Genomic DNA, 21,126 nt, shown 5'->3' with positions numbered 1-21,126 from the left:
ACAATAAATGTTCAAAAATTACACCAATCGCTAAATATCGCTGTAATTATTTAGTGATTTTTTTACATTTGTAACTTAGCAACACATGATCTGGATCAAGTGGTACCACTAAAGGGCTATTATAATCGCTGGTGAAAGTTAATTACTAAACCACTAAAGCGACATAACGGTCTACGATTTTCAGATTCGAATTAGACAGTATCGGTTTACTAATTAGTTTTAGTTTAAATGAGGAGAACAGGATGCCTGTAGGTAATATTGATGAGTTAAACGCAATGGTTGCTCGAGTAAAGGCAGCGCAAGCTGAATTTGCATCTTTTGACCAAGAACAAGTGGACAAGATTTTCCGCGCTGCGTCACTCGCTGCTTCTACAGCACGTATCGAACTAGCTCGTATGGCGGCTGAAGAGTCTGGCATGGGCATTATGGAAGACAAAGTGATCAAGAACCACTTCGCTTCTGAGTTCATCTACAACAAATATAAAGACGAACCAACTTGTGGCGTTATCGACCGCAACGACGAAGGCGGCACAATTACTATCGCTGAGCCAGTGGGTATTGTGTGTGCAATCGTACCAACGACTAACCCAACGTCTACAGCCATTTTCAAAGCTTTAATCAGCTTGAAAACGCGTAACGGTTGTATCTTCTCTCCGCACCCACGTGCTAAAAACTCAACTAACTTCGCTGCTAAGCTCGTGTTAGATGCAGCAATTGAAGCCGGTGCCCCAAAAGATATCATCGGTTGGATTGATACTCCTTCTGTTGAATTGTCAAACGCATTAATGAAGCACGATGACATCTCTCTTATCCTTGCAACTGGTGGCCCAGGCATGGTTAAAGCTGCTTACTCTTCAGGTAAGCCAGCAATTGGTGTTGGCGCGGGTAACACACCTGTTGTTATCGACGAAACTGCTGACGTTAAGCGTGCTGTTTCTTCTATCTTAATGTCTAAGACTTTTGATAACGGCGTAATCTGTGCTTCTGAGCAAGCGGCTATCATCGTTGAATCTAAGTACGACGAAGTTATGGCGCGTTTCGCTAAATACGGCGCAGCTGTGCTTAACAAGGCTGACGCAGATAAAGTACGTAAAGTACTGCTTATCAATGGCGCGCTTAACGCTAAAATCGTTGGCCAACCAGCATACAAAATTGCTGAGCTAGCGGGCGTAACAGTACCGAAAGCAACCAAAATCTTAATCGGTGAAGGCTTAGAAGCGTCTTACGATGATGAGTTTGCTCATGAGAAACTATCTCCAACGCTAGGTGTGTTCAAAGCGAAAGACTTTGAAGATGCTGTTCGCCAAGCGGGTATCGTATTAGACATCGGTGGTGTTGGTCACACATCTGTACTTTACACCGACCAAGATGCTAACGCTGATCGTATTGCTTACTTCGGTGACAAAATGAAGACTGCACGTATTCTTGTGAATACACCTTCTTCACACGGTGGTATTGGTGACCTTTACAACTTCGAATTAGCGCCTTCATTAACGCTAGGTTGTGGTTCTTGGGGTGGTAACGCGATTTCTGAAAACGTGGGTCCAAAACACTTAATCAACAAGAAAATTGTAGCGAAGCGAGCTGAGAATATGTTGTGGCATAAACTTCCTAAATCTATCTACTTCCGTCGTGGTTCATTACCCATCGCTATGGACGACCTAGATGGCAAGAAACGCGCACTTATCGTGACTGACCGTTTCTTATTCAACAATGGTTACATCGACGACCTTCGCTCTATCCTTAAAGAAAAAGGCATGGAAGTTGAAGTATTCCACGAAGTTGAAGCTGACCCTACATTAACAGTAGTAAAAGCCGGCGCTGCAGCATGTCATAGCTACCAGCCTGACGTTATTCTAGCTGTTGGTGGTGGTTCACCAATGGACGCTGCGAAAATCATGTGGGTAATGTACGAGCACCCAGAAACTGATTTCGAAGACCTATCAATGCGCTTTATGGATATCCGTAAACGTATTTACAAGTTCCCTAAAATGGGTTCTAAAGCAGAACTAGTATGTATTACTACTACTTCTGGTACTGGTTCTGAAGTAACACCGTTCGCCGTTGTAACTGACGATTCAACTGGTCAAAAATACCCATTAGCTGATTACGAACTAACGCCTAACATGGCAGTAGTTGACGCGAACTTAGTAATGGATATGCCTAAGTCTTTATGTGCCTTTGGTGGTTACGATGCGATTACTCACGCTATGGAAGCTTACGTTTCTGTACTAGCCAACGAGTACTCTGACGGACATGCACTACAAGCACTTAAATTACTTAAAGAATACCTACCTAGCTCTTACGCTAACGGTAAAACAGACCCAGTTGCTCGTGAGAAAGTTCACAATGCTGCAACTATCGCTGGTATGTCTTTTGCGAATGCCTTCTTGGGTGTGTGTCACTCAATGGCGCACAAACTAGGAGCTGAGTTCCACGTACCACACGGTTTAGCAAATGCGTTGTTGATTTCGAACACTATTCGTTACAATGCAACTAACAACCCAACTAAACAAACTGCATTCTCGCAGTACGATCGCCCTAAAGCGCGTGCTCGTTATGCTGAAGTTGCGGCACACTTAGGCTTCACTGCAGGTAACACTGAAGACAAGATTAACGCATTGTTAACATGGTTAGATGAAATGAAAGTGGCGCTTGATATTCCACTATCAATTCAAGCAGCTGGTGTGAACGAAGCTGACTTCTTAGCGAAAGTTGATGAGCTAGCGGTTGACGCGTTTGATGACCAATGTACTGGTGCAAACCCACGTTACCCATTAATCAGCGAATTGAAGCAAGTACTACTTGATTCATACTACGGTCGTCCATACACCGAAGCAGCAGACAGTGCTGAAGCTGAGTCTCAAAAAGCTAAAAAACCAGCGGCTAAGAAAGCAACTAAAGCGAAAGCTTAATTGCTAACTAAGTCCTGAACTTTAAGGCTCCGTTTACGGGGCCTTTTTTTTACTTTAAAATTCGCCTTACGCTTTGTCATATCGGGCAGCTATACTCATTTAAAGATATTCTGGGGTTATTGTTATGTCACTTTCAAAAGCTATTGCTCTATCGGCTTTGTTAATTAGCACCGCCAGCCTAGCCGAGGTTTTGCCCTTTGAGGCTGAATATAGCGCGAACTTTAAAGGCATCCCTATTGCAAAAGGCTATCGTCAACTTATCGATTTAGGTAACGATACCTATCAAATTAAAAGCATTGGCACTGCCCTCGCTGGCGGTTTAAAGTACGACGATACCTCGCGTTTTACCTACCATGAACAAGACGTACAAACTTTAGGTTTTGTGCTGAAGCAAAGCGGCCTTTTTTCTACTACCCAGGTCACAGGACATCCCGATAGAAAGGGTGGATTAATTGTAGATGTTGATGGCGAGCGCCATCATTTTGAAGCGCCAGAAGATGTACACCAGTTAATGGATGCGGCGGGCTTTTCAGTACAACTACAGAATGACTTAAAGAAAGGCCTAACCGATTTAGACTATCACTACAACGTGATTGACGAGGTAGATAACTACCGCTTTACCGTGGTGGCGGAAGAAACCGTTGAAACTAACTTGGGCACTTTTCAAGCCTTAAAAGTTGAACAAAAGAAACGAGAAGGCCGTAGCACTTGGCTATGGCTAGCGCCAGAGTTAGATTACCATCTGGTTAAAGCTGAGATTATTCGTAACGGTAAAAGTTGGGCAACCCTTGAGGCCACTCGACTTGATATTCAAGGTTTAGACGATCAACAAATCGTTAAGAACTAAATCAGAAGAACTAAATCGGAAGAACTAAAGCCTACCGTTAATACTTCATCATCTGCGTGTTCACTATTTTACTTTGAACACGCTGCAATTCAGCTTCTGCCCAAAACTGATACGCTTGCAACTGAATCCAGTCGCTAAACTGCTTTATTTTGTCACGATTAAAATAGGGTTTAGGTGCAACCAAGTAATAGCTGTAACGCGGCTTCACTTCTACCTTTCCTAGCTTTACTAACACACCTTGCTGAATATATTTCCATGCCAAGCTATGTCTTACTAAGGCTATTCCTTGCACCGCTAACGCCCCCTCAATAACCACATGAGCGCCCTGGTAACGTAAATTAGCCTTAGCTGTACTTGATTCATAACCAGCCACTTGCAGCCAATGTTGCCAGTTCATATCTGGCCTCGCATCATCTATCACGGTGTGTTCGCTTAAGTTATCGAGCGATTCAATGGGGTGCTGCTTTAAATACAAGGGATGACATACTGGATAAAGATGATCATCCATCAATTTAACCGAATGCAATCCTTCGTAATCACCCAAGCCATAACGTACACATAAGTCCACGCGATCCTGGCGAAAATCAATCAAGCTGTTTTTGGGCATAAGCATTACCGACAAATCTGGATGCTGCTGGCTAAACTCACCAAGCCGTGGCACCAGCCAATGCTGAGCGAACGATGGCAATACCGATAACGATAAGCTGAGTGGATCTGGGTCTTGGCTAATTTGTCGTACCCCATCCTGCAGGCTACGAAAAGCCTGTTTGGCATAGTGATGCAAGGTAACACCTTCCGGCGTTAGCACTACCTTACGATGTTGCCGCTCAAACAACTGTACCTCAACTCTCTCTTCTAACTGGCGAATTTGCTGGCTCATGGCTGCGGCACTAACAAACAGTTTCTCGGCAGCTTGTTTAAAACTGCCCGTCTCTGCCGCCAGATAAAAATAGTACAAGCCCTGCAAGGGTGGCAAACGCTCACTCACTTAAGTTTTCCTTAACCGAAAGTCAATTTTAGTCGTTTGTCAGCTTACCCCAATTTAGCGTACTTTTTAACCATCAACACAAAAGGAGTTCATCATGAGTTACTTAAATCAGGCCAACCGTCACGTTCAACACAGTGTTTATGATGTAATTAAATTAAGCATTACACGCTTGCCAAACTACATTAGCCGCTTACTGTTACGCAGAAAAAGCCGCAAAGAGCTAGCGTCACTTCCAGACTACTTACTTAAAGACATTGGGGTAAGCAGAGCCGAAGCGATGCACGAAGCGGAAAAACCATTTTGGAAATACTAAGTCTACGCAAACAAAGGTATTTATCATAAGGGCTTTATAATTCGTTGATGTTAATGTGTTTTATTTAAAGCCCTAAACTAATTGAGTTTTTACAAAATAAAATCTGCTCTGAGATATATTTTTACAAGATGTTTTTTTTGATTGTTTTCCGCTAGAATCATCGAAATTAAGCCACGCCGCCCGCCTCTAGTGGCAGCAATAAATGGATTTAGCGTTTCTTCTTTATGGATCAAGTACAATTTCACAAAGTACCGCCTAATTGCGGGATTAACCTAAGCATTACCACTCGTTTCAAAAAGGCCGCTGACTTTAAGGGCCATTGGATTGGTGTTGATCAAACCAGCTATATTATTTGTCGCCTCAATGGCGGGGACGCAAACTCAGGTATTAACATTATTAGTGAAGGCTGCGAAGTCAACGCGCGTTTTCATTGGGACGGCAAACTTATTGCCTTCCGCTCTGAAATTGTCACGCTAATTAATGAACCTGCCCGTTGGATGATTTTACAATATCCGCAAAATGTTATGTCTATGCCACTGCGTAAATACGACCGTTACGAGTGTTACCAACCCGCTACCTTACACTTAGACTCTAAACACGTATTACGCGGTGTACTAAAAGACATCTCCTCACGCGGTTGTAAGTTTGTACCTAGCGCGGCTAACAAATTTAATATCAATGTGCTTAAAGATAAGAACCTTCAGTTACAAACTCGCTTTCCTAAACGAGATGACCCGATAATTCTTACCTGCCAAATAAAAAACACTCCGAACGAGCGTAATGAATTTGCACTCGGCTGCCAGTTTGTTCAAGATTACGAGATTGTAAATGAACAAATTGATAGGCAATTAGTTGATAAAGCCTATGAGAAGAAAATACAGGGTATTGCTTGAGCCAAACCTCCCGCTCCATTTTAATTACTGGCTGTAGTTCAGGCATTGGTCTGTACTGCGCCCAGCAACTTCATTCGCGCGGTTATAAGGTTATCGCTTCCTGCCGAAAGGCTGATGATGTTCTGCGTCTCCAGCAAGCTGGTCTTCTCTGCGTGCAGCTAGATTTGGCCAGCGATACCTCTATAGAGTCTGCTTGGCAACAAGCCTTAAACCTTAGCAATGGCCAGCTCGACGCAGTGTTTAACAACGGCGCTTATGGCCAGCCAGGGGCATTAGAAGATTTACCTACCCAGGCCTTACGTGAGCAGTTTCAAACCAATCTTTTTGGCTGGCACCACCTAAGCCGTTTGGCCATAGCACACATGCTCAAACAGCAACATGGTCGTATCATACAAAACAGCTCGGTATTAGGCTTGGTGGCCATGAAGTACCGTGGAGCTTACAACGCCAGTAAATTTGCCCTAGAAGGTTATACCGATACGCTACGTTTGGAACTATCTGACACGCCGCTGCACTTATCACTTATCGAACCCGGTCCTATTACTAGCCAGTTTAGACAAAATGCCAAACGCGCTTTTGAGCAACATATCGATGCTAACAATACTCGCCACCAGCAAGCTTACCAGCAAACGCTTGAGCGATTAGCGCAAGAAGGGCCAAGTAGCCAATTCACCTTGCCCGCTAGCGCCGTTTACAAAGCGCTATTGCACGCATTAGAAGCCAACAAGCCTAAAGCGCGTTATTACGTCACCTTCCCTACTCATTTGTTTGCTTGGTTACGGCGCATTCTGCCGGTTGCCATACTGGACGCAATTCTTAAAAAAAGCTAAAGCTACTGGCACCTTAAACCACTCATGTTAAAGTAGTTTTCTCTTTGTATGAGTGGATTAACCATGAAACCTTGGATCAGCCGTTTAGGCTCTTTATTACTTATATTTTCTAGCAGCCAAATTGCTGCAGAGCCTTCGCTTTGGTTAGCAACTAAAGGACATCAACAGCTGTATCTATTTGGATCGATTCATCTTGGTACCGAAGATTTTTATCCACTACCTGCGCCATTTACTGAGGCTTACCAACAAAGCCAGCGCTTAGTAATTGAAACTAACGTGAGCAACATTAGCAGCCAAGACCAACAAGTGCTTAGTGCTGCTAGCCAACTGCCTGCCGGCAAAAGTCTTAGTGACTATATCAGCCCTCAATACATGACGCTTTTAGCCAAGCGCAGCAAAGAATTGGGTTTTTCTTCGCACATTTTCGATAATATGCAGCCCTGGTATGTAGCGGTGGTACTTAGCCAGCTGCAAATGCAAACTTTAGGTTATCAGCCAGAGCTTGGTCTAGATTTGCACTTTATTAAGCAAGCGGCACATAGTAATACTCCAGTATATGAGCTTGAAACTTTTGCCGATCAAATAGAAGCATTAAGTAGCCTAAGCAGCATTCAAGTTCCGTTACTGGAGCAAACCCTTGATGACTTTGACCAAGTGCCTGATTTATTCAAGCAATTAGTCAGCCATTGGAATAACGGCGAGAATAACAAGCTACTTAACTTACTCAACGACGACCCAATGTTTCAACAAGGGGCTGAACAGGTACTTGAAAAACTTCTTTATCAGCGAAATCGCAACTGGATGAAACAACTTACTCAGCTTGAAAATACCAGTTTCGTGGTAGTGGGTGCCATGCATTTATACGGTGAGCAAGGGCTATTAGAGAGCCTTAAAAAACTGGGTTACGCAATCCGTGAAGTCGATCCTTTAACAAATTGACCCACATCAATTTGACATTTCATTGACTAAATTATGCTAACTTTACTTACTTGAAAGGAGAGTTAGCAATGGAACTTTGGCTAGATTTACTGTTCGGTAACAGCATTGGATTAATGTCTGTCACTGTAATTGCCACTACAATTGCATTGATGGGTTTTTATACTTATTACTTCTTGAAAAAAATTCGTCAAAGCGAACCTCCACAAAATTAAGCAAACGCAGCGGTTGCACCGCTGCCCGCTCTGTTTTATAAAGAAGGGACTTCGTTGTTCAGGGGTTCTTTTATGTCTAATGAATTTGATCTTTTCCAGCAAGAAGTTGCTGGCGTAAAACCGTTAAAACAAGATGCGGTACTCAGTGGTTCTGATAGCCTCAATGATGCAGCCAAGCAAGCGCGTCAACAAGCCGCAGAGCATCATCACGCCACTTCTCAAGATTATTTATCCCTCGAGCATGTCACCCTGCTTCATCCTGACGATTTAGTGTCATTCAAAAAGTCAGGCTTACAACAAGGTGTGTTTAAAAAGCTACGCTTAGGCAAATATGAGATTCAAGCCAAACTCGATTTACATAAATTTAGGCTAGAACAAGCTCGTAACGAGGTGGTGAGCTTTATTAAGCAGTGCCAAGAGCTCAATATTCGTAGCGCCCTTATCATTCCTGGTAAAGGCCACAACAGTGAACCGCCCGCTTTACTTAAAAGTTACGTAAGCCAATGGTTACCACAAATTGATGCGGTATTAGCCATTCATAGTGCCCAAACCATGCACGGTGGCACAGGCGCTATTTACGTTTTATTGAAAAAAAGTGAGTCACAAAAACTCGATAACCGTGAGCGTCACGCTCGCCGCCTAGCGTAAACTAGGTTACTCAAGGAATTACTATGTCTAAGCAAAGCGCTTACCAAGCACTCAGCCAACATTTTCAGCACCTTTCTAAGCTGTCACATTTAAGTGCTATATGCGGCTGGGATCAAGCTACCATGATGCCAGATGGCGGCAATCAAGCACGCGCAGAAGCCCTTGCCGAACTAGCGGTGCTCATTCATGAAAAAGCCACTCGCCCTGAAATGCAAGATTGGTTAGGCCAGGCTGCACAAGAAAACCTTAACCCTATTCAACAAGCTTCATTAAGAGAAATGGAACGCAGTTGGCGCAACAATACTGCACTGCCAGCAGACTTAGTAAAAGCAAAGTCTTTAGCCACTGCTCATTGTGAGCACGCTTGGCGAGACCAACGTGGCGCCAACGACTGGAAATCTTTTCAGGTAAACCTGCAAGCCGTTATGCAACTGGCGATAGAAGAAGCACAGATCCGTGCCGAGCAAACAGGTTTGAATCCTTATGATGCTATGCTGGATTTATACGAACCAGGCATGCAAATGCAACGTTTAGACACGGTATTTAGCGAGATCCAAACTTGGTTACCGCAACTAATTCAACAAGTGGTTGATAAGCAATCTACCTGGCCTGCACTACAGCTAAATGGGCCTTTTCCTAGCGAGCAACAAAAGCAACTTGGCTTGGCTGTAATGGAAAAACTGCAATTTGATTTTAAGCGCGGCCGATTAGATGTAAGCGCTCACCCCTTCTGTGGCGGCGTACCTAGCGATGTTCGTATCACCACCCGTTACGAAGAAGAAGACTTTACCCGTTCATTAATGGGTGTAGTACATGAAACAGGACATGCCCGTTATGAGCAAAACCTACCGCTAGATTACCTAGACTTGCCCCTTGGCCAAGCCCGCTCTATGGGTATTCATGAAAGTCAGAGCCTATTTTTTGAAATGCAGCTAGGGCGCAGCCAATCATTTGTAGAGCAGCTGCTTCCCTTGGTTAATCAGCATTTATGCCAACAACAACCCATGCAATTAGAAGAACTTAAACGCCACTACTTAAGCGTTAAGCCCGGTTACATTCGCGTCGACGCAGATGAGCTCACCTACCCTGCTCATGTTATGTTGCGTTACGAATTAGAGCGAGACTTAATTAATCAGAAAATTAGTGTGGCGGATATCCCAGAGCTGTGGGACCAAAAGATGAAGCAATATTTAGGCTTATCCACCAAGGGGAACTTTAAAGATGGTTGCATGCAAGATGTACATTGGCCTGCTGGCTTAATCGGCTACTTCCCCTCCTACTCACTTGGGGCAGTGTATGCGGCGCAGTTTCATGCTGCTCTGGTAAAAGCAAAACCAGATACTCCACAAGCGATTGCCGCTGGAGATTACAGTGGAGCCTTTGCTTGGCTTCAACAGCATATTTGGTCGCAAGCCAGTATTTATGAAACCGATGAGTTGGTACGCCGCGCCACTGGCGAAACATTGAATAGCCAGTATTTTGAACAACATCTTCGTACAAGGTACTTATAGAAGAGGCTAATAGGCAATTGCTACCCAAGTAGCAGTTGCCATTCCCACCTTAAGCTTGTCGCGAATCCCACTGTTGATGATTAAATGGCTCATTAAACGATTGATTCAAGCAACCATCAGATCTTCTCAGTAATCCATAAACTAAATTACTCACTTTGGCACCAGCTTTAGCTAAGAGTGAAGCTGGGTTACTGTCGCTAAGACTTGCACAACTCCAGAATATTGAATTAAAAGCTTCGGGGGCACGTTACTTTGACTCTCTGATAAAACAATTGGACGCTATACAACTAGCGCCCTAGTTCTTGGGTTAATCTACGCTTCGTTCGCGTCTAGTAACAACCAATCTTGAGGATTCAATGGGGAAGGTGCGTCCACTTCGGAGATACTGGAAAACGACCAAATAAACATGGTGCGGAAAAAACTATCAAGATCGTCCACTTCGCCATTTACCGCCACCTGTTTAGTAGGAGGCAAATTGCCAATCACATCACCACCAAAGGCCAATAAGCTTAAAGAGTCTGCGTAGAAATCAACGGTTAGCACAAAAAAACGCGTATTATCATTAAAACAAGTAGTTTTATCATCTTGCGCACCAGGCGGAGACAGGGTGGAATGTATATTGTGAATAGTCATAATAGACCTCATTTACGTTAGTCAGAGAAAAATAAAGCATCCCTGTCACACAAATATGCCTACACTTCTGCAGGTCTAGTCCATCAATTTCGGACAATTATCGCACAAAAAGCCCTACAAAACGACAGCTTTGACTAGAATTTTAAACTAAGCCTCAAAACTAGCAGTTCGAGACTAAATTTTGCTCTCGTTTGGTTATTTGCCGAGCATCAGGCATAATCCTTTGCACTATAAATTAGCTAGGATTTTAAGCTCGCTATGCACAATGCTGAAATAACCGGTTGGGGCAAATGTATGCCTCCAGCACGACTCACTAACCACGACTTAAGTACACTTCTCGACACATCGGATGAGTGGATTAGTAGCCGCACAGGGATTAAAGAGCGCTGTGTTTCGCATGTTGATATTGCTGAATTGGCAGCAACAGCAGGCTTACAAGCTTTGGCAGCCGCCGGCCTAACAGCAGATCAGCTAGACGCGATTATTTTGTGTACCTGCACCCCTGGCACCTCGGTACCGAGCAGCGCCAGCCGTGTTCAACAAATTTTAAAAGCTGACCAGGCTGCAGTATTTGATATGAACGCTGCCTGTAGTGGCTTTGTTTATGGTATGCAAACGGCGTCTGCACTTATTCAAACCGGAGCAATGAAGCGCATTTTGTTAATTGGTGCTGAGCGCCTGACTCAACTTCTCGATTGGACCAAACGCGATACCGCCGTATTATTTGGCGATGGCGCAGGAGCGGTTATTTTAGAAGCTAATGACGACGCAGAAAAAGTGGGGTTCTTAGCGGCCAAGTTAGGTTGTGACAGCGAAAAGCGTGAGATTTTGTTTATCTCTGATTTCGGAACAAACCGTAAGCGCTTTTCTGGTGTAGACACCTTATACAACTTTCAGTTTGAGGGACCAGAAATCTTCAAACGCGCAGTAAAAGGCATGGGCGAAGCGGCGACTAATGTGCTTGCACAAGCCAATATAGCCAATAACGAAGTTGACTTTATTGTGCCTCACCAAGCTAACTTACGTATTATTGATGCGCTGGCTAAACGTATTGATGCTCCGTACGACAACATTATGGTGAACATTGAAAAATACGGTAATACCTCCGCAGCTACCGTACCAGTTGCGCTTTGTGAAGCCTTAGAAGAAGGTCGAATCAAACCCGGTGATAACGTATTGCTTGCAGCCTTTGGTGCGGGTTTAACCTGGGGAGCGGCGGCTATTCGCTGGGGTAAGCGGGTTACGCCAATCAATCAATCAGACGCCAGCTTAAGCCCTTGCGATAAAACTGCCTTAGAGATCCTTGCGCCAGCCATTAAGGGCTGCCAAGAGGCTCGTAAAGCGGAAGCTGAGGCCTAAGTAACTAAAACCTGATACAGCTAGATACTAGTCTAGCTGTATCCATTTTAACCCAGCACTACCACTGACTTAAACGAGTTAACCAATGCTGAGTAAGCTCTATTTCGCAACTTAAATATTGGCTACCAGATCCGCTGCCTCCAGCCATCATTAAACGTTCCCACTCACACAAAGAGCGTCTAAATTCACCAAACTCAATCTTAGCGTTATCTAGTGCACTCACGATCCCTCTTGCGCCTTCACTAATGGATTCCAATTCAACAGCTTGATGATTTAACGCCACTAAACGTTGCCGCACTTGATGGTCCAATTGTGCCAAGCTGTTTTCTAAGCATTTGTTTACTTCTGGCTTGGTGTCTCGCTGCCAGCACTTGCCAATAATATTCACTTTGGGTGAACCCGCCTCAGCGCCGCCCAGAGCTTGTTCTTGAGCAAACGCACTCGGCATAGAAAAGCTCAGCGCTACCGCTGTAAAAAAACTAACGATTGGTGTATTCAAGCGTAACTCCTTGAGAATGGATCTTAAGGCTAGTGAGTGAGCCCATGTTAAGGGGAAGCGTCATAGACTGCTCGATAGCTAAGTTTTGTACCTCTCCCACAATGGTGCGGATAACACCCGCATGGCAGATGCAAACTATGGTCTTTTCTTGCTCTGGAAGCGCGCACAGTTGCAGCCATTCATTCAATACTCGCGCTCGAAACTCGGTCACCGTTTCGCCCGTTTTTCCTAAGCGAAAAGAGTTTAAATTATCGGCCCAAGCTTGTAATTCCGCGGCTGGAATAGTATCCCAGCTTTGCCCTTCCCAAAGGCCAAAGTTTATCTCTTTGAGCCAAGTTTGGTATTCTACTACTTTCGCTAACCCCAAAGCGTCAGCTAACTGTGAGCAACGCTGTAGTGGGCTGCAAATAACCTTGTCGATAGATAATGCAGCAAGCTGAGCGCTGAGTTTAGTTACCGCCTGTGTTAAGCCTGTCGATTCGGCTAAGACATCTAACTGGCCGTAACAATGATTTGGCGCAATCAGTGGAGCGCTGTGGCGTATCAACAATACTCGGGTCACACCAATACACCGGTATTTAACCCAGCCACCAAGGCAATATAAATCATCACTTCTGCGAGCTGCTGCTGAGCCCCTAAACCGTCGCCAGTATAACCACCAAGCTTTAAGTTAAGGTATCTGGCCCAAAGCACTGTAACGACCAAACTACTTATCAGAGCAAGTGCCAAAAAATCAGTACTGATTAAGATTGCCGGAACAGCTACCCAACATAATGCAAGCACAAGTTCTTTACGCCCAATAGACTGCGCGACTGCTTTAGCTTTGCTTGGCTCAGATGGCTCGCGTACATAATCTAAGCGCCATATCAGTAACACCGCGCTAAAGCGGCTTAAACTATGAGCAAGCCAGATAACCAATAACAGATTCATCATCGACAATTGCTGGCTAAGGCTTAATAAGGCGGAAAACTTTAACGCCAACATGCAACACAAACCCAGCACACCATAAGTGCCTAAGCGGGAGTCTTTCATAATGGTGAGTATTTGTTCGGTTTGGTAACCGCCACCAAAGCCATCGCAGCAATCTGCAAAACCATCTTCATGAAATGCGCCAGTCGCCCAGCAACTGGCTACCATCGACAACAACACCGCTAATGGCGCACCCAATACCGGGATCAAGCCAATCATTACCGCAGCGCTAAGCCACGCGACTAACCAGCCTACAAAAGGAAAATAAGCCACGCACTGGCTTAAACTGGTCGCATTGTAAGTGACACTGTTAGGCACCGGTACTCGGCTAAAAAAACTTAAGGCGTTCAACAGCAGGTTGAGCTCATGCTTAAGCAGCTTAGCTATGCTCACGGCTAACTCCGGCGGAATCGAATGAAGCCATTTCCTTTAAAAAGTGAACTGCCGAACACACTAACGGATAGGCCAACGCCGCCCCACTGCCCTCGCCCAAACGTAAAGACAAATCTAACAAAGCCTTGACGCCTAATGCTTTTAATAAACGCTGATGTGCTTGCTCGGCACTTTGATGGCAAAACACCATGTATTGTTTTACTAAAGGGTTGATTTGGCTGGCTACTAAAGCTGCTGATGAACAAATAAATCCATCCACTAAAATAACCATTCGGCGATGAGCAGCTTCTAACATTGCACCCACCATAGCTGCAATTTCAAAACCACCGACTTTAGCCAGCCACTGCTGAGCACTATAGTCACCTTGGTGGTGCTTTATAGCTTGCTCTAACACTGTGACTTTATGCTGTAAGGCTTGGTCATCTAATCCAGTCCCACGGCCTACGCACTCTGCAACATCAAGCTGTAAACACCCCGCCATTAACGCTGCCGCACTAGCTGTGTTGGCAATGCCCATTTCCCCAAAAGCTAATAAGTTAGAGCCTTCTCGTGCGGCTTGCGCTACCCGCTCTGCGCCCACTTCAATGGCTTGTATGCATTGTGCTTGGCTCATTGCATCACTCGCTAAAAAACTTTGAGTACTTGGCGCTACCTTGCAACACTCAATCCCCTCTTCTGACAATAATTCAGCCACGCCTACATCTACAATTTCGAAATCGAGGCGGTGTTGGCGGCAAAACACATTAACTGCAGCGCCACCATTAACAAAATTTTGCACCATTTGCGCCGTAACAGCCTGTGGATAAGCGCTCACCCCTTCACTCGCTATCCCATGATCAGCAGCAAACACAATCATTTTAGGCTTACGAATCTCAGGCTCTAGGGTAGATTGAATCTGGCCAATCTGGCAGGCCAAGTCTTCAAGTTGCCCTAGGGAACCTTGCGGCTTGGTTTTAAGATCAATCTTGTTTTTCAGGGCTTCAGCCAATCCAGAGTCCAAGGCTTCAATAACAAATTTATTATGCAAAATCAATTTCCTAGCAACGTATGTGCAATCCCTTTAGCTTAGCGTGTTTAATATCGGGTTTTAAGAAAAATATCCATGAAGACTCTAGGAATTTTCTATACTGATGATAAAAGTCTTAATCTATTTGTGGGGAGCGTCGCGATGGATGATAGTGCAGAGCTATTTTTGTTTGATGAAGAAGACGAAGCCGCCAATGACTCAATAGAGCTTACGCCTTGGAAGGTGCTCATTGTTGATGATGACAGCGAGATGCACACGGTAACCAAGCTAGTGCTTAATAATTTTTCTTACCAAGAGCGAAAACTGACCTTTATTGATGCCTACAACGCCGCCGAAGCTTACGAGCTACTCAGCAACCATGCCGACGTAGCAATCGCCTTAGTAGACGTAGTGATGGAAAGTGATGACGCAGGTTTACTGTTGATTGATGATATTCGTCAGCGTTTAAATAATCACGAAATCCGTCTTATTTTGCGGACTGGCCAACCCGGTTTAGCGCCTATTAGAGATGTTATTCGTCGATATGATGTCAGTGATTACAAAAATAAAACCGAGCTTAGTGATGTAAATTTAGACACCTTAATGTGTGCTTCTTTGAGGGCTTATCAAGAAATCACTGAGCTACATTTGCAACGCAACAACCTACGTGCGGTGATAAACTCTTCTAGTCACTTAGCCAATTGTGAAAATGAACAAAAGCTGGCTACCAGTGCCTTTGAAGAGCTATCAAGTTTACTTAGCAAACAACTTAATAATGTCTCTATTAGTGGAATGGCGATTAGCGTTTATCGCTCAAAACTATGTGTTTTACATAGCCAAGGTAAGTTGGACTATTTAAAAGAAATTCACAATCTACATGAACTCCCCAATCGGATCCAAAACCTGATAAACCAAGTTCAACAAACTCAACAACATCAATACGCAGAAGGTAATGCGCTGTTTTATTTAGCGAATAGTGATAGCGAGCCAATGATGTTTTATTTAGAAGGTTGGACAGAGCAAGATCAGCCGCAATTCGAACCCTTAAGCTTTTATATTCAAAGTACCTCGGTACGATTAGAGAACCGTCAATTGCAAAAGCAATTGGCTCACGGTCAACTACAGCTAGTCGAAATGATCTACCAAAGTATTCAAAGCGAACGCCCTAAAACAGAGTTACAGCGCACTATTGAAAACAACTGTGAGCAGCTAGCGCCCGCGTTAAAGCTAAATCCTCAAGAGTGCCTTTACCTGCGCCAAATTGCAGGCTTTTATGATTTAGCCAATGTGGGCCTGCCCGACGTACTGCTCAGCTGTAATATGCTAAATAAAGATAGCTGGAATAGAATTTCTGAGCACTGCGGCTTACCTGAGTATCTTCAAGATCCCAGCGTACAAATGATAATAGACGCCGCCTTAATAGTGGCGAACCAATATCAAGAATATTGGGATGGTAGCGGCCAGCCTTTAGGCCTAGCTGCCGAAGCTATCCACCCCTTCGCTCGAATCATTGCACTGGCGGTATTTTTGGCTGAGTACAGCAACAGTGAGCAACTACAGCAGCAGCTTGAACAACGCGCAGGCCAGCGCTTTGACCCGCAATTAGCAACATATGCGACTAATAACCTTATCTAAGCGCAAATTTAGCTCATCAATGTGTAAACTCTAACCAATATTAAGCTGCCTTATGGGCAGCTTCTTGCTACACTTCGCCCTTGGTCAAATTTGGGGTCTTCCGGTGTTACTTTGCCCTTGCGGCAGCAGTAGTGATTTTCATCAGTGCTGCCAGCCTTTTATAAACGGTACTTCCAAGCCTGTTAGTTGCGAGCAATTAATGCGTTCGCGCTACACCGCCTTCACACTTGGAGATGCTAACTATCTATGGCAAACCCACCACCCTGATTTTCGTCAAGGTGATGCGCCTAGCGCCTTTAGCGAAGACGAAAAAAATCAATGGAAGAAGCTACAAATTCTCTTTAGCTGCCACCTTACCAATGGCCTAGCTGGCATAGTGGAATTTAAAGCCTATTACCAAGAACATGATCAGTTAAACATTTTGCACGAGCGTTCTAACTTTGTAAAAAGCCAAGAGCGCTGGTTTTATACCGATGGCGAATTTGCGCCTAAGTCTTTGGCTCGCAATGCTAAATGCCCCTGTAATAGCGGCAAAAAGCTAAAGCAGTGCTGTAAGAAATCTTAACTTTAAAACTGAATAAATCGAAAAGACAATGGAAAGAAAAATCCTTTTAACCGAATGCCCAGATGCCAAAGGCTTAATTTCGAGCATTACCAACATCTGTGCTAAGCACCAACTTAATATCATTAAAAACAACGAGTTTGTTGATAATGCTGCCGGCCGTTTCTTTATGCGCACCGAGCTAGAGGGCTACTTTAACGATAAAACCCTGTTAGCCGATTTAGACGGCGCTTTACCTGCTGGTAGTATTCGCCGATTAGAAAGCGCAGGCCGTAAACGCATCGTGATCATGGTGACTAAAGAAGCCCATTGCTTGGGTGACTTGCTAATGAAAGCGGTATACGGAGACATGGACGTAGAGATTGCCGCGGTAGTTGGTAACTACGATAGCCTGCAAACCCTGACTGAAAAGTTCGATATTCCCTTCCATCACATTAGCCATGTAGATTTAAGCCGCGAAGAACATGAGCAACAAGTGATTGAAGTAGTTCAACAATACCAGCCAGACTACGTAGTATTAGCTAAATACATGCGTATTCTTACGCCAGCCTTTGTAGAAGCGTTCAATAACAAAATTTTGAATATCCACCACTCATTCTTGCCAGCGTTTATTGGTGCTAAGCCCTATAAACAGGCTTACGACCGTGGTGTGAAAATTATTGGCGCTACTGCTCACTTCGTAAACAACGACTTAGATGAAGGGCCGATTGTTGAACAGCATGTCATTCATGTGGATCACTCATACAGCGCTGAAGAAATGGCTAAAGCGGGACGTGATGTTGAGAAAGCGGTATTAAGTAAAGCCCTGCAGCAAGTATTAGACGAGAAAGTTTTTGTCTACGGAAATCGTACCGTGGTATTTCGTTAATTAAGCATTTTTTAATTAAAATACTGCACCTTAAGTGGCTTTGAGTAATCAAAGTCACTTAGTACCTTATACATATCCACGCCTTTCACTTCAGTATCTACTTCTTGCTGGTTAGGTTGCTTGGCTACTGAGTGCTTTAAACGTGTGAGTAAGTCCACGTTATTGATGACTTCAACGGGCACGCCTTCAACGCTGTCATCAGCATAGGCTGCATAACCACCTAAAGCTTGCTCTAAGCGAATACTGCTGATATCCCCCGCTTGCGCTCTCTTGCTCCAATTGGCTTGCACTGCAAACTCATCGTCTTGTGCCAACAAGGGGCGTCGACTCGCTAATTGAAACTTATCTCGAAGGCTTTGTTGAATTTGCTCTCGATTTTGCTTCTGCATCGAAAACTGAGCTTGGTCACAAACGTTTTGGCTCAACATGCTTAGTAACAAATGAAAACGCGCTTGCTCACCATGAGCGGTACTTTGGTTAAGCGTATCGCCCAACTGCAGTTCGTCACATAAGCTGCTATTTCTAATTTGTTCAACTAACATATTGCCCCTCCGGTTCTCTCTCTAGCTATCGGAAAAGCAAGCCAAAACTTTAGTCTATTCGCATCAAACGCGCAGATAATAAGCAAACAGTAGTCAGTCAGTAAAAATCTGCTTATTTTTACTTTACAGCCCACTTTGTTCTGGTAATATGCCGCTCCACAAGCAGGAGGGGTTCCCGAGTGGCCAAAGGGAACAGATTGTAAATCTGTCGCGAAAGCTTCGGTGGTTCGAATCCACCTCCCTCCACCATATTTGTTAAAGAAAGACACCTTAGGGTGTCTTTTTTTATGCCCGCAATAAATGCCAATCGTCACATCTTCGCTTGATCAAAACCAACAGACACAGAAAAACACAGCTCAAGTTAGATAAGAGCTATTGCAGGCGAGAATAAACTGAAATGAATGGGCGAAAGGAGAAGAGAAACAAATACGCCAAGCTAATTTTAGCTTGGCGTTCCAACCAAATACGGAAAGTAATAAACGGTAAATAGACTAACTTACTAAGTAGAAAGACATACATTGTGCAAATCTAACCACTCAACTAAGGCGGTCCAGCCATCTTAAGGATAAGCCTTAAGATCTGTAACTTTCCGACCTTGGATCACTCCAAGTTTGGCTTTGACTCAGCGTTGGTGAGACCAAAAGTCTCACCAACAGATTAATATTAAATCAATTCCGGCCAGTTTGGCAAGATCAAATAAACGATAGTATTACTCAACTAACTCTCTGCGCCCTTCTCTGCTTTAACCGAGATAAACTTATGCTAGGATAGCGAAAAGTGATCAGAAAACTCATAAATGGCAGCGCAATACAATTACAGCGGGAAGCAAATACTTATTGTTGATGACCAACGAGCGTTTCAGGTCATGCTTAAGGCTATGTTGCAAAATTTTGGCGCAAACGATGTTTTTTTTGCCAATACTGGTGAAGCAGCAGTAAGAGCCTGTCGTAAACGAAAATTTGACATTTTGTTGGTTGATTACAATTTAGGCACCGGCAAAAACGGTGGCCAATTACTTGAAGAGCTAAGAGTTAGCCAACTATTAGAAGTAGACGCTCTATTTTTTATCATTAGCGGTGATAACAACAAAAGCATGGTGCTAAGTGCTTTAGAGATGGAACCCGATGAATTTATCACTAAACCCTTCTCGCAGTTTCAATTACATAATCGCTTAGCCAGAGCCCATGTTAAACGCCAAAGCCTGCGTGAAGTTTTCCAAGCATTAGCGAAGAAAGACTACAACAAAGTCATTGAGCTATGTGATCAACAGATTGAAGCAGAAAGTCGCTACACTAATTATTGCCGCAACATGCGAGTAGAAGCACAAATTGCCTTAGGTGAATTTGAAGCCGCCAAAGTGGCTCTTGAAACCATACTTGAAGAACGCAAACAAACTTGGGCTAAGGCAACACTTGGCCGAGTGCATTTGTTACTTAAAGACAATAAAAGCGCAATTAATACACTTAGCCGTTCGGTAACCGAAAGCCCGCTATTACTTACTGGTTACGACTGGTTAGCCCGCGCCTATCGCGCCGAAGGCGAAACCGACAAAGCATTGGAAACGGTGCTTAAAGCCTCAAAGCTGGCAGTAAACAGTATCGAACGCCAACAGTTGTTGGCCGAACTCGCCATGGAAGCAGGTGACCTTACCTTAGCTAAAGAAACCTTCTCTACCATTTTACAGTTAGCGCGACGCTCCATTCACCGTGGTCCACATCATCTATGTAATTACGTTCGTAGCCTGATTGATGAAGCCCAGAATGAAGATGACTTATACCGTAAAAACCGCCTGCTACAAGAAGTAAACTCGGTGCTATTTCACGCCCGCCGTGAAGAAGGTAAAGACGAAGACTTTAACTTTGACGCCTTTGAAGGCATTAGCCAAGCTCGTGTACATGCCACTAAAGGCGAAATGAACAAAGCCAAGCGCTTACTATTTGATAGTCACGAAGGCTTGTTAGAAGAGCCCAGTAAAGTAAGTGGCGAACTGTTACCCGATACCTTTCTAACGTTGAACTCAGTGGGTGAGTTTGAATATGCGATGCCCTTTGCTGAAGAGTTAGAAAAACGAGCTGATATAGACCCGATTTCACTCTCTTCGGCCCAAAAAGTACTGAGAGCTGAAGATTTTGAATTGAAACTAGGCCAGTTCCGCGAATACAATAAAATGGGTATCGAGGCTTATGAAGAGAGTCGCTACATTGAAGCCACTAACTTCTTTGACAAAGCGCTCCAAGTGGCCCCAGGCAACACTGGTGCCATTCTCAATAAGATCCAAGCGATACTTAAACAATTAAACCAATCACAAAAAGGCATTAGTGGCCAACTGCTCACCGACTGTAAAACCACAATTAAGCTTCTCGACGGCTTGAAACTCAACGATAACCACGCCGAACGTTACTCAACCCTGAAAAGTGAGTTTCAGCAACTAGGTAGCAAAAACAAATAACCATTGCGCGACAATAAGCACCGCCAAAGTCCTTAAACATGCTAGTGCTGCCACGCTCGCAAAATCCCGCTTTTGCAATACACTTATGATTAAGCAAGCTTAAAAACTAGCTAAT

Annotated in this window: 21 protein-coding genes, 1 tRNA gene and 1 riboswitch; of the genes, 15 read left to right on the top strand and 7 right to left on the bottom strand. The window is 44.1% G+C overall.

The genetic code is table 11. The annotated features are described in order from the left end of the window. The first annotated feature begins 242 nt into the window (after positions 1-242). Together adhE and FFR00_RS06910 are read left to right on the top strand one after the other, a co-directional pair. Positions 243-2,915 (top strand): bifunctional acetaldehyde-CoA/alcohol dehydrogenase, encoded by a 2,673-nt coding sequence (gene adhE, locus FFR00_RS06915; protein ID WP_137672660.1) that lies wholly within the window; start codon positions 243-245, stop codon positions 2,913-2,915. Between the two features lie 124 nt (positions 2,916-3,039). After that, the gene (locus tag FFR00_RS06910; RefSeq protein ID WP_137672659.1) at positions 3,040-3,762 is read left to right on the top strand and encodes a DUF3108 domain-containing protein; all 723 of its coding nucleotides are present in this window, start codon (positions 3,040-3,042) and stop codon (positions 3,760-3,762) included. A 37-nt stretch (positions 3,763-3,799) separates the two neighbouring features. Here the strand turns inward: FFR00_RS06910 and FFR00_RS06905 are convergent, their stop codons facing one another. Next, positions 3,800-4,750 (bottom strand): LysR substrate-binding domain-containing protein, encoded by a 951-nt coding sequence (locus FFR00_RS06905; RefSeq protein WP_137672658.1) that lies wholly within the window; start codon positions 4,748-4,750, stop codon positions 3,800-3,802. A 94-nt stretch (positions 4,751-4,844) separates the two neighbouring features. On the opposite strand from FFR00_RS06905, the gene FFR00_RS06900 reads away from it, so the two are divergent. The 7 genes from FFR00_RS06900 to FFR00_RS06870 all read left to right on the top strand — a co-directional run bounded on the left by FFR00_RS06900 (position 4,845) and on the right by FFR00_RS06870 (position 10,096). After that, positions 4,845-5,063, top strand: coding sequence for a DUF1127 domain-containing protein (locus tag FFR00_RS06900; protein WP_137672657.1), 219 nt, complete (start codon positions 4,845-4,847; stop codon positions 5,061-5,063). 224 nt (positions 5,064-5,287) lie between these two features. Further along, complete coding sequence (locus tag FFR00_RS06895; protein WP_137672656.1) at positions 5,288-5,956, top strand: PilZ domain-containing protein; 669 nt, start codon at positions 5,288-5,290, stop codon at positions 5,954-5,956. Continuing rightward, the gene (locus FFR00_RS06890) at positions 5,953-6,786 is read left to right on the top strand and encodes an SDR family oxidoreductase (RefSeq protein WP_137672655.1); all 834 of its coding nucleotides are present in this window, start codon (positions 5,953-5,955) and stop codon (positions 6,784-6,786) included. The genes FFR00_RS06895 and FFR00_RS06890 overlap by 4 nt, the downstream gene beginning before the upstream one ends. Positions 6,787-6,849: 63 nt before the next feature. Continuing rightward, a complete protein-coding gene (locus tag FFR00_RS06885; protein WP_161985115.1) occupies positions 6,850-7,725 on the top strand; it encodes a TraB/GumN family protein in 876 nt (291 codons plus the stop codon). 68 nt (positions 7,726-7,793) lie between these two features. Beyond that, positions 7,794-7,937, top strand: a complete 144-nt coding sequence (locus FFR00_RS06880) for a DUF3149 domain-containing protein (protein WP_137672653.1) — start codon at positions 7,794-7,796, stop codon at positions 7,935-7,937. A gap of 72 nt (positions 7,938-8,009) precedes the next feature. Further along, positions 8,010-8,585 carry a DNA endonuclease SmrA gene (gene smrA, locus FFR00_RS06875; protein WP_137672652.1) on the top strand — a complete coding sequence of 192 codons (576 nt, stop codon included), beginning with the start codon at positions 8,010-8,012 and terminating at the stop codon, positions 8,583-8,585. 23 nt (positions 8,586-8,608) lie between these two features. Beyond that, positions 8,609-10,096, top strand: coding sequence for a carboxypeptidase M32 (locus FFR00_RS06870; protein WP_137672651.1), 1,488 nt, complete (start codon positions 8,609-8,611; stop codon positions 10,094-10,096). A 312-nt stretch (positions 10,097-10,408) separates the two neighbouring features. Here FFR00_RS06870 and FFR00_RS06865 read toward each other — a convergent pair whose 3' ends face one another. Next, entirely contained in the window at positions 10,409-10,729 is a 321-nt protein-coding gene (locus FFR00_RS06865; RefSeq protein ID WP_137672650.1) for a hypothetical protein, read from the bottom strand. Between the two features lie 258 nt (positions 10,730-10,987). Here FFR00_RS06865 and FFR00_RS06860 point away from each other — a divergent pair, with 258 nt between their 5' ends. Continuing rightward, positions 10,988-12,088 carry a ketoacyl-ACP synthase III gene (locus FFR00_RS06860; protein ID WP_137672649.1) on the top strand — a complete coding sequence of 367 codons (1,101 nt, stop codon included), beginning with the start codon at positions 10,988-10,990 and terminating at the stop codon, positions 12,086-12,088. A 58-nt stretch (positions 12,089-12,146) separates the two neighbouring features. Here the strand turns inward: FFR00_RS06860 and FFR00_RS06855 are convergent, their stop codons facing one another. From FFR00_RS06855 to cobT, 4 genes are read right to left on the bottom strand one after another with little or no spacing between them, the layout of a single operon-like run. After that, positions 12,147-12,587 carry a lysozyme inhibitor LprI family protein gene (locus tag FFR00_RS06855; RefSeq protein WP_137672648.1) on the bottom strand — a complete coding sequence of 147 codons (441 nt, stop codon included), beginning with the start codon at positions 12,585-12,587 and terminating at the stop codon, positions 12,147-12,149. Beyond that, positions 12,568-13,149, bottom strand: coding sequence for a histidine phosphatase family protein (locus FFR00_RS06850; RefSeq protein ID WP_161985114.1), 582 nt, complete (start codon positions 13,147-13,149; stop codon positions 12,568-12,570). The genes FFR00_RS06855 and FFR00_RS06850 overlap by 20 nt, the downstream gene beginning before the upstream one ends. Further along, the gene (locus FFR00_RS06845) at positions 13,146-13,949 is read right to left on the bottom strand and encodes an adenosylcobinamide-GDP ribazoletransferase (RefSeq protein ID WP_161985113.1); all 804 of its coding nucleotides are present in this window, start codon (positions 13,947-13,949) and stop codon (positions 13,146-13,148) included. The genes FFR00_RS06850 and FFR00_RS06845 overlap by 4 nt, the downstream gene beginning before the upstream one ends. Then, positions 13,936-14,976, bottom strand: a complete 1,041-nt coding sequence (gene cobT, locus FFR00_RS06840; RefSeq protein ID WP_137672645.1) for a nicotinate-nucleotide--dimethylbenzimidazole phosphoribosyltransferase — start codon at positions 14,974-14,976, stop codon at positions 13,936-13,938. The genes FFR00_RS06845 and cobT overlap by 14 nt, the downstream gene beginning before the upstream one ends. A 141-nt stretch (positions 14,977-15,117) precedes the next feature. Between cobT and FFR00_RS06835 the strand changes: the two genes are divergently transcribed. Genes FFR00_RS06835 through purU form a run of 3 tightly spaced genes read left to right on the top strand, consistent with a single transcriptional unit; the run spans position 15,118 to position 18,020 of the window. Continuing rightward, positions 15,118-16,590 (top strand): DUF3369 domain-containing protein, encoded by a 1,473-nt coding sequence (locus tag FFR00_RS06835; protein WP_161985112.1) that lies wholly within the window; start codon positions 15,118-15,120, stop codon positions 16,588-16,590. 52 nt (positions 16,591-16,642) lie between these two features. Then, on the top strand, positions 16,643-17,155 hold the full coding sequence (locus tag FFR00_RS06830; RefSeq protein ID WP_137672643.1) for a YchJ family metal-binding protein: 513 nt from the start codon (positions 16,643-16,645) through the stop codon (positions 17,153-17,155). Between the two features lie 28 nt (positions 17,156-17,183). Next, positions 17,184-18,020 (top strand): formyltetrahydrofolate deformylase, encoded by an 837-nt coding sequence (gene purU, locus FFR00_RS06825; protein ID WP_137672642.1) that lies wholly within the window; start codon positions 17,184-17,186, stop codon positions 18,018-18,020. An 11-nt stretch (positions 18,021-18,031) separates the two neighbouring features. On the opposite strand, the gene FFR00_RS06820 is transcribed toward purU, so the two are convergent. Next, the gene (locus FFR00_RS06820) at positions 18,032-18,562 is read right to left on the bottom strand and encodes a VC2046/SO_2500 family protein (protein WP_137672641.1); all 531 of its coding nucleotides are present in this window, start codon (positions 18,560-18,562) and stop codon (positions 18,032-18,034) included. Between the two features lie 165 nt (positions 18,563-18,727). Here FFR00_RS06820 and FFR00_RS06815 point away from each other — a divergent pair. Next, a tRNA-Tyr gene (locus tag FFR00_RS06815) sits at positions 18,728-18,811 on the top strand. A gap of 292 nt (positions 18,812-19,103) precedes the next feature. After that, positions 19,104-19,188, bottom strand: a riboswitch (cyclic di-GMP riboswitch). A gap of 170 nt (positions 19,189-19,358) precedes the next feature. Beyond that, positions 19,359-21,011 carry a tetratricopeptide repeat-containing response regulator gene (locus FFR00_RS06810; RefSeq protein ID WP_137672640.1) on the top strand — a complete coding sequence of 551 codons (1,653 nt, stop codon included), beginning with the start codon at positions 19,359-19,361 and terminating at the stop codon, positions 21,009-21,011. Positions 21,012-21,126: the final 115 nt, after the last annotated feature.

Source organism: Agarivorans sp. Toyoura001, from assembly GCF_005405585.1.
In the GTDB taxonomy this organism is placed as follows: Bacteria; Pseudomonadota; Gammaproteobacteria; order Enterobacterales; family Celerinatantimonadaceae; genus Agarivorans.
This window is presented reverse-complemented; position numbering and strand designations above follow the sequence as displayed.